The organism is Pseudomonas meliae, from assembly GCF_001400515.1.
GTDB classification, from domain to species: domain Bacteria; phylum Pseudomonadota; class Gammaproteobacteria; order Pseudomonadales; family Pseudomonadaceae; genus Aquipseudomonas; species Aquipseudomonas amygdali.
In genome coordinates, this window is sequence record NZ_LJQT01000242.1 from 24,582 (window position 1) to 31,146 (window position 6,565).

Sequence of the window (6,565 nt, forward strand, 5' to 3'; positions counted from 1 at the left end):
ACGTATCTTGATTCCGCCCCTCGTTAGCAAAGCACATGGCCGTCGCGACGCGGCTGCGCATTTCTGGTTGCTGGCCCATCAGGTCAGTCAGCGCAGCGAGGCCGAACGCCTGGCGAACATTCAGGCAGGCCTTGCGCATGGCTGGATCCGCGCGGTACGCGACGCGCTGGCCCTTGGCCCGCGGCAAATGGAGGCGCTGTTCAATGCATCAATTTCAACGCTGGAACGTCGCCAGCGCCAGAAACAGCCATTGGACCCCGTGGCTTCGGAGCGTCTGGACCGCCTCGCAATGATCGCCAGTCACATCCTTCGCGTGCTTGAAACACCTGAGCGCGCCGGTCGCTGGCTGGTGACACCCAACGCAGCACTTGGCGGTTGCATCCCGTTGCAATTATGCGAAACCGGGCTCGGCACCGCCCGGATGCATCGCGCACTTGAACATGCGCAATCAGGTGACAAGGGCGAACCCAGCGTTTTTTGACCGACTCAGCGCCCGGTGTCCACCACAACCCGGCCACGGATCTGACCCGCGATCAATTGCGGCGCGATGTCGATCACTTCACTCAAGCCAACTTCACGACTGATCAGCGGCAGCAGCGCCAGGTCCAGGTCGAAAACGTAGGTCGCTCGCCAGCCTGGACCAGGCTTCCAGCCGGTCAGCCCGCGGGCGAGTAACGCTGTCGATACCGGCCAGGGTGACGCCGCGCAGAATGAACGGTGCAACCGAGCCCGGAAACTCCATACCCTGCGCCAGACCGCAGGCCGCGACTACGCCGCGATAACGAATACCGGCGCACACATTGGCCAGCGTATGACTACCGACAGAGTCGATTGCCGCCGCCCATTGCTCCTTGACCAAAGGTCGCCCCGGCTGCGACAGGGTCGCCCGGTCGACGACCTGCGCTGCGCCGAGTTGATGCAAATATTCGCTTTGCGAAACACGCCCGGTGGAGGCAATCACCCGATAGCCAAGCCTGGCAAGAATAGCGATGGCGAAACTGCCGACTCCCCCATTGGCACCGGTCACCAGCACATCGCCGTGGTCGGGTGTCAAACCGTGCTTCTCAAGGGCCAGCACGCTGAGCATTGCGGTATAGCCCGCCGTGCCAATGGCCATCGCCTGCGCGGGCGTGAAAGCATCCGGCAATGGAATGAGCCATTCGCTCTTGAGCCGCGCCTTCTGTGCCAGACCGCCCCAGTGCCCTTCGCCAACACCCCAGCCATTGAGCAGAACCTTGTCGCCCACCTTGTACTCAGGCGTATCGCTGGCTTGCACCGCACCCGCCAGATCAATACCCGGCACCATTGGAAAGCTGCGCACAATAGGGCTTTGGCCGGTGATTGCCAGCGCATCCTTATAGTTCAGCGTGCTGTGCGACACGTTTATCGTCACGTCACCTGCAGGCAACTGTGCTTCGTCGATATCGGTCAGATTGACGCGATAACCTGCATCGTCCTTGTCGATAAAAATGCCCTTGAACATGTGCGCCTCCAATTTAGACTGATCGTCTTTAAATAGCCCTGAAGAAAAAGTCATTGCGGCAAACCACGAAGATAACCGGCAATGAACGTGTTCAGCGGTGTGTCGCTTTTGACCAGTCGGGCGCGGAGCACCGCCCCTTCCCAGCCGATCCAGAAAAACGCGGCCAATTCATCGCAATCGGCACTTCTAGCCAACTCACCATGCGCCTGCGCGGCCCTGAGGCAGCAGGCCAGCTTTGACTGCCAGTCCAGCAGCGTCTGCTCCAGTACGGCACGAAACCCCTCCGGCAACAGACCGACTTCCTGGCCCAGATTGCCGACCATGCAACCGCGTCGATAATCATGCCGCGCCATGCCGCTCTTGGCGCTTTGGACAAAGCCCACCAGTCGCTCCAGTGGCGAAAGCGCTTCGTCCAGCAGCCAGTGGTCCAACCGCTGTGCAAAATAGCGAGCGTATTCATCCAGTACCGCCCGGCCGAAGGCTTCCTTGCTGGTGAAGTAGTGATAGAACGAGCCTTTGGGAATGCCGATTTCCTTGAGGATGTAATCCAGCCCGGTGGACGAGAAGCTTTGCTCGGTGAGCACTTCCAGACCGCGGCGCAACAGTGCCTCGCGGGTTTCGAGGTTGTCGCGGTCCACTTTCGGTGGCCGCCCGGGGCGTCTGGTTTTTACAGGTATTTGTGTCATGCAGTAATATTAGACCGATCGTTTTTTATGTCAACCTCGCCGCGCGGTCTATGTGTTGCGCCGGAAATGTCGTTTGCCATTCACGCTATTCTCGCGCTCAATGCCCTGTGCATGACTGCCCGAATACAAGCCGGAGAAACACATGAGCCAATGGCCGGACACCCGCATTATTGACCTGTTAACTATAGAGCTGCCGGTGCTGCAAGCGCCTATGGCCGGAGCCACCGGATCACAAATGGCCATTGCTGTCGCGAAGGCTGGCGGGCTGGCATCGCTGCCCTGCGCAATGCTGACCCCTGAGCAAATCGAACAGGAAGTCACCACCTTTCGGCAACACACCGGCAATCTGCCCCTGAACCTGAACTTCTTCTGCCATCAGGCTCCGACCTACGATGCCGAACGCGCCGAGCATTGGAAACAGGCACTTAAAACCTATTACGAAGAGTTGGGGGCCGATTTCGATGCACCGACGCCCGTCTCCAACCGTGCCCCTTTCGACAGCGCCACCTGTGCTCTGGTCGAGCGCCTGAAGCCGGAGGTGGTGAGCTTCCACTTCGGCCTTCCCGAGCGAGCGCTACTGGAACGGGTCAGAGCCACCGGGGCAAAGATCATTTCATCGGCGACCACGGTCGAGGAAGCCGTCTGGCTGGAGCAGCATGGCTGCGGTGCGGTAATCGCCATGGGCTACGAAGCCGGTGGTCATCGGGGCCTGTTCCTCAGCGATCAACTGCACACTCAGGTCGACACTCTGGCGCTGGTGCCGCAAATAGTGGACGCCGTGCGCATTCCGGTCATCGCTGCGGGTGGTATAGCAGATGGTCGCGGGGTTGCGGCGGCGTTTGTTCTGGGTGCCTCGGCGGTACAGGTAGGTACGGCGTATCTGTTCTGCCCTGAAGCCAGCGTCAGTGCACTGCATCGCCAGGCGCTGCACACTGCAACGGACAGCCAGACTGCGCTGACCAACCTCTTCACCGGGCGTCCGGCGCGCGGCATCGTCAACCGGATCATGCGCGAAGCTGGCCCCGTCAGCTCACTCGCCCCTGCGTTCCCTCTGGCAGGCGGTGCCTTGATGCCGTTGCGCGCACAAGCGGAAAAACAGGGCAGCAGTGACTTTACCAACCTCTGGGCAGGTCAGGCAGTTGGTATCAAACATCAGTTGGGTGCGACCGAACTGACTCGGCAACTGGCTGAAAACGCGCTGAAAATTCTCTCACCCCGGTAAAACAGTGCTTTCAGAACAACAGGCTATCGCTATATATTTAACTATATAGCGAAACGCCTTTATTTCGACGGCGTGCGTTTTCATCATCAAGGAGCTGTTCCATGCGAACGACCACGCTGCGCGCCATTCTCAAGTTCTCTGCCCTGGCCTTCGCCGTATCAGTTACAGCCAACGCGTTTGCCGACGAGGTGCAGGTCGCCGTCGCAGCCAATTTCACAGCGCCCATTCAGGCGATTGCCACTGACTTTGAGAAGGACACCGGCCACAAGCTTGTTGCCGCGTTTGGCGCTACCGGTCAGTTCTACACACAGATCAAGAATGGTGCCCCTTTCGAGGTGTTCCTGTCGGCCGACGACACCACCCCGGCAAAGCTTGAGCAGGAAGGCGACACCGTCAAGGGCTCGCGTTTCACGTATGCGGTGGGCACCCTGGCGCTGTGGTCGGCCAAGGACGGTTATGTAGACAGCAAGGGCGAAGTGCTCAAGGCCAATCAGTATCAACACTTGTCCATCGCCAACCCAAAAGCTGCCCCTTATGGTCTGGCAGCGACGCAAGTGCTGAGCAAACTGGGTCTGACCGACGCAACCAAAGCCAAGATCGTGGAGGGCCAGAGCATTACTCAGGCCTACCAGTTCGTTTCCACCGGCAATGCGGAACTTGGCTTTGTGGCCCTGTCGCAGATCTACAAGGACGGCAAACTGACCAGCGGGTCGGCCTGGATCGTGCCGGACGCCCTGCATGACCCGATCAAGCAAGACGCCGTCATCCTCAACAAGGGCAAGGACAACGCCGCTGCCAAGGCGCTGGTCGAGTACCTGAAAGGGCCGAAAGCCGCCGCCATCATCAAGTCCTTCGGATACCAGCTATAAATGCCACTGGGAAGTGCCGACATCGCGGCGATCTGGCTGACACTGAAGCTGGCGTCATTGACCACCGTCATCCTGTTGATCATCGGCACGCCCATCGCGCTGTGGCTGGCGCGCACTGATTCATGGCTCAAGGGGCCGATTGGCGCGGTCGTCGCCCTGCCCCTGGTTTTGCCGCCGACAGTCATCGGCTTTTATCTGCTGCTGTTGCTTGGCCCCAACGGAGCTGTGGGCCAGCTCACCCAGAGCCTGGGACTGGGCACGCTGACTTTCAGCTTTGCCGGACTGGTGATCGGCTCGGTCCTGTACTCGATGCCTTTCGTCGTCCAGCCGCTACAGAACGCGTTTGCAGCCATTGGCACCCGTCCGCTGGAGGTGGCAGCCACGTTGAGAGCGGGCCCATGGGACACGTTTTTCCACGTGATTCTGCCGCTGGCAAAGCCTGGCTTTATCACTGGGGCGATTCTGGGATTCGCGCACACGGTCGGCGAGTTCGGCGTGGTGCTGATGATTGGCGGCAACATCCCCGAGAAAACCCGTGTGGTGTCAGTGCAGATTTTCGATCACGTCGAGTCCATGGAGTACCTGCAAGCACACTGGCTGGCCGGAGCGATGCTGGTGTTCTCCTTTCTGGTGCTGTTGGCGCTGTATTCCAGCGGTAAATCCAAAGCAGGATGGAGCTGAGTCATGGCCTCACCGATAGAAGTCCGTCTGCACATGACCTACCCGAATTTCACCGTGCGTACCGACCTGACCCTGCCGGGGTCGGGCATCACAGCACTGTTCGGGCCTTCGGGCTCGGGCAAGACCACCTGCCTGCGCTGCATTGCCGGGCTGGAAAAAGCTGGCCAGGGCTTCATTCGTGTTCATGATGAAGTCTGGCAAGACACTGAAAAAGGCGTTTTCCTCGCTCCGCACAAACGGGCGATCGGCTATGTATTTCAGGAAGCCAGCCTGTTCCCGCACCTGTCCGTGCGGGCCAATCTTGAATTCGGCATGAAACGCATCCCGCGTCAGCAGCGCAACATTCAATTGCCGCAGGCCACTGAACTGCTCGGCATCGACCATCTGCTGGAGCGCAGTCCTGACAAGCTGTCCGGTGGGGAGCGTCAGCGCGTGGGCATTGCACGCGCACTGTTGACCAGCCCGCGCCTGATGCTGCTCGATGAACCTCTGGCAGCGCTGGACGCCAGGCGCAAAAGTGAAATCCTGCCGTACCTCGAACGCCTGCATGGGGAGCTGGACATCCCCATGCTGTATGTCAGCCACGCTCAGGATGAGGTTGCACGCCTGGCAGATCATCTGGTGCTGCTTGAAGCCGGCAACGTATTGGCCAGCGGCCCGATTCGCGAAACACTGGCGCGGCTGGACCTGCCACTGGCCATGGGCGGCGATGCGGGCGTGGTCATTGAAGGCACGGTCAGCGCCTATGATCGTCATTACCAGTTACTGAGCGTGACGCTGCCCGACAGCACATTGTGCATGCGCGTCGCACACGCCGAAATGCAGATCGGCACCCTTCTGCGCGTCAAGGTTCAGGCCCGGGATGTCAGCCTGAACCTGCAACCCGACGATCAAAGCAGCATTCTCAACCGCTTGCCGGTCACGGTGATGGAGGAAGCGCTGGCTGACAACTCGGCACATGTGCTGGTGAAACTGGACGCCGGGGGCACGCCTTTGCTCGCGCGCATCACGCGCTACTCCAGTGACCAGTTGAACCTGCACAGAGGCCAGTCGCTCTGGGCGCAGATCAAGGCGGTTGCCGTACTGGCCTGATGCTCTGAAAAACCGGTCAGTCAGCAAATAAACGGCACCACGGTAAAAGACCGAGGTCAGTGTTTTTAACTGCCTTTGGAAATTAGCCATGCCTGACTCGACTGCCATCAGCCAGCCCGCCAGTGACCTGCATTATGTAGACGACACTCAGCCGGGCCTTACGCGCAAGGTACTGCGCGGCAAATTCGCCTACTTCAACATTGAGGGTAAACGCATCAAGGACGAGTCGGAGATCAAGCGCATCAACGCGCTGGCAGTCCCGCCCGCCTACACCGATGTGTGGATCTGTGCCGACCCGATGGGCCACCTGCAGGCTACCGGACGTGACGCACGCGGCCGCAAACAATACCGCTACCACCCGCGCTGGCGCGAGATACGCGATCAGGACAAATACTCGCGCCTGATAGAGTTCGGTCATGCGCTGCCCAAGGTTCGCAAGCAGATAGAAGCACAACTCGCGCAGCCGGGCATGGGCCGGGAAAAGGTCATGGCGACGGTCATTTCATTGCTGGATGTGAACCGCCCCGGGTTT

The 6,565-nt window shown here is 59.8% G+C and carries 6 protein-coding genes and 2 pseudogenes; 6 read left to right on the top strand and 2 right to left on the bottom strand.

Annotated features, from left to right (window positions below):
- Positions 1–7 precede the first annotated feature (7 nt).
- Positions 8–481 carry an antitoxin Xre-like helix-turn-helix domain-containing protein gene (locus tag ALO64_RS10925; protein ID WP_044344278.1) on the top strand — a complete coding sequence of 158 codons (474 nt, stop codon included), beginning with the start codon at positions 8–10 and terminating at the stop codon, positions 479–481.
- 5 nt (positions 482–486) lie between these two features.
- Here the strand turns inward: ALO64_RS10925 and acuI are convergent.
- Together acuI and acuR are read right to left on the bottom strand one after the other, a co-directional pair.
- Positions 487–1,483, bottom strand: a pseudogene (gene acuI / locus ALO64_RS10930) (acrylyl-CoA reductase (NADPH)).
- Positions 1,484–1,533: 50 nt separating this feature from the next.
- Positions 1,534–2,169, bottom strand: coding sequence for an acrylate utilization transcriptional regulator AcuR (gene acuR / locus ALO64_RS10935; RefSeq protein ID WP_044344276.1), 636 nt, complete (start codon positions 2,167–2,169; stop codon positions 1,534–1,536).
- Between the two features lie 142 nt (positions 2,170–2,311).
- Here acuR and ALO64_RS10940 point away from each other — a divergent pair, with 142 nt between their 5' ends.
- From ALO64_RS10940 to ALO64_RS10960, 5 genes and pseudogenes are all read left to right on the top strand, one after another.
- On the top strand, positions 2,312–3,391 hold the full coding sequence (locus tag ALO64_RS10940) for an NAD(P)H-dependent flavin oxidoreductase (RefSeq protein WP_044344275.1): 1,080 nt from the start codon (positions 2,312–2,314) through the stop codon (positions 3,389–3,391).
- Positions 3,392–3,492: 101 nt separating this feature from the next.
- The gene (gene modA, locus ALO64_RS10945; protein ID WP_004667651.1) at positions 3,493–4,260 is read left to right on the top strand and encodes a molybdate ABC transporter substrate-binding protein; all 768 of its coding nucleotides are present in this window, start codon (positions 3,493–3,495) and stop codon (positions 4,258–4,260) included.
- On the top strand, positions 4,261–4,941 hold the full coding sequence (gene modB / locus ALO64_RS10950; protein WP_044344274.1) for a molybdate ABC transporter permease subunit: 681 nt from the start codon (positions 4,261–4,263) through the stop codon (positions 4,939–4,941).
- Between the two features lie 3 nt (positions 4,942–4,944).
- Positions 4,945–6,033 carry a molybdenum ABC transporter ATP-binding protein gene (gene modC / locus ALO64_RS10955; RefSeq protein WP_044344273.1) on the top strand — a complete coding sequence of 363 codons (1,089 nt, stop codon included), beginning with the start codon at positions 4,945–4,947 and terminating at the stop codon, positions 6,031–6,033.
- An 88-nt stretch (positions 6,034–6,121) separates the two neighbouring features.
- Positions 6,122–6,565 (top strand): annotated as a pseudogene (locus ALO64_RS10960) (DNA topoisomerase IB); the annotation flags it as partial.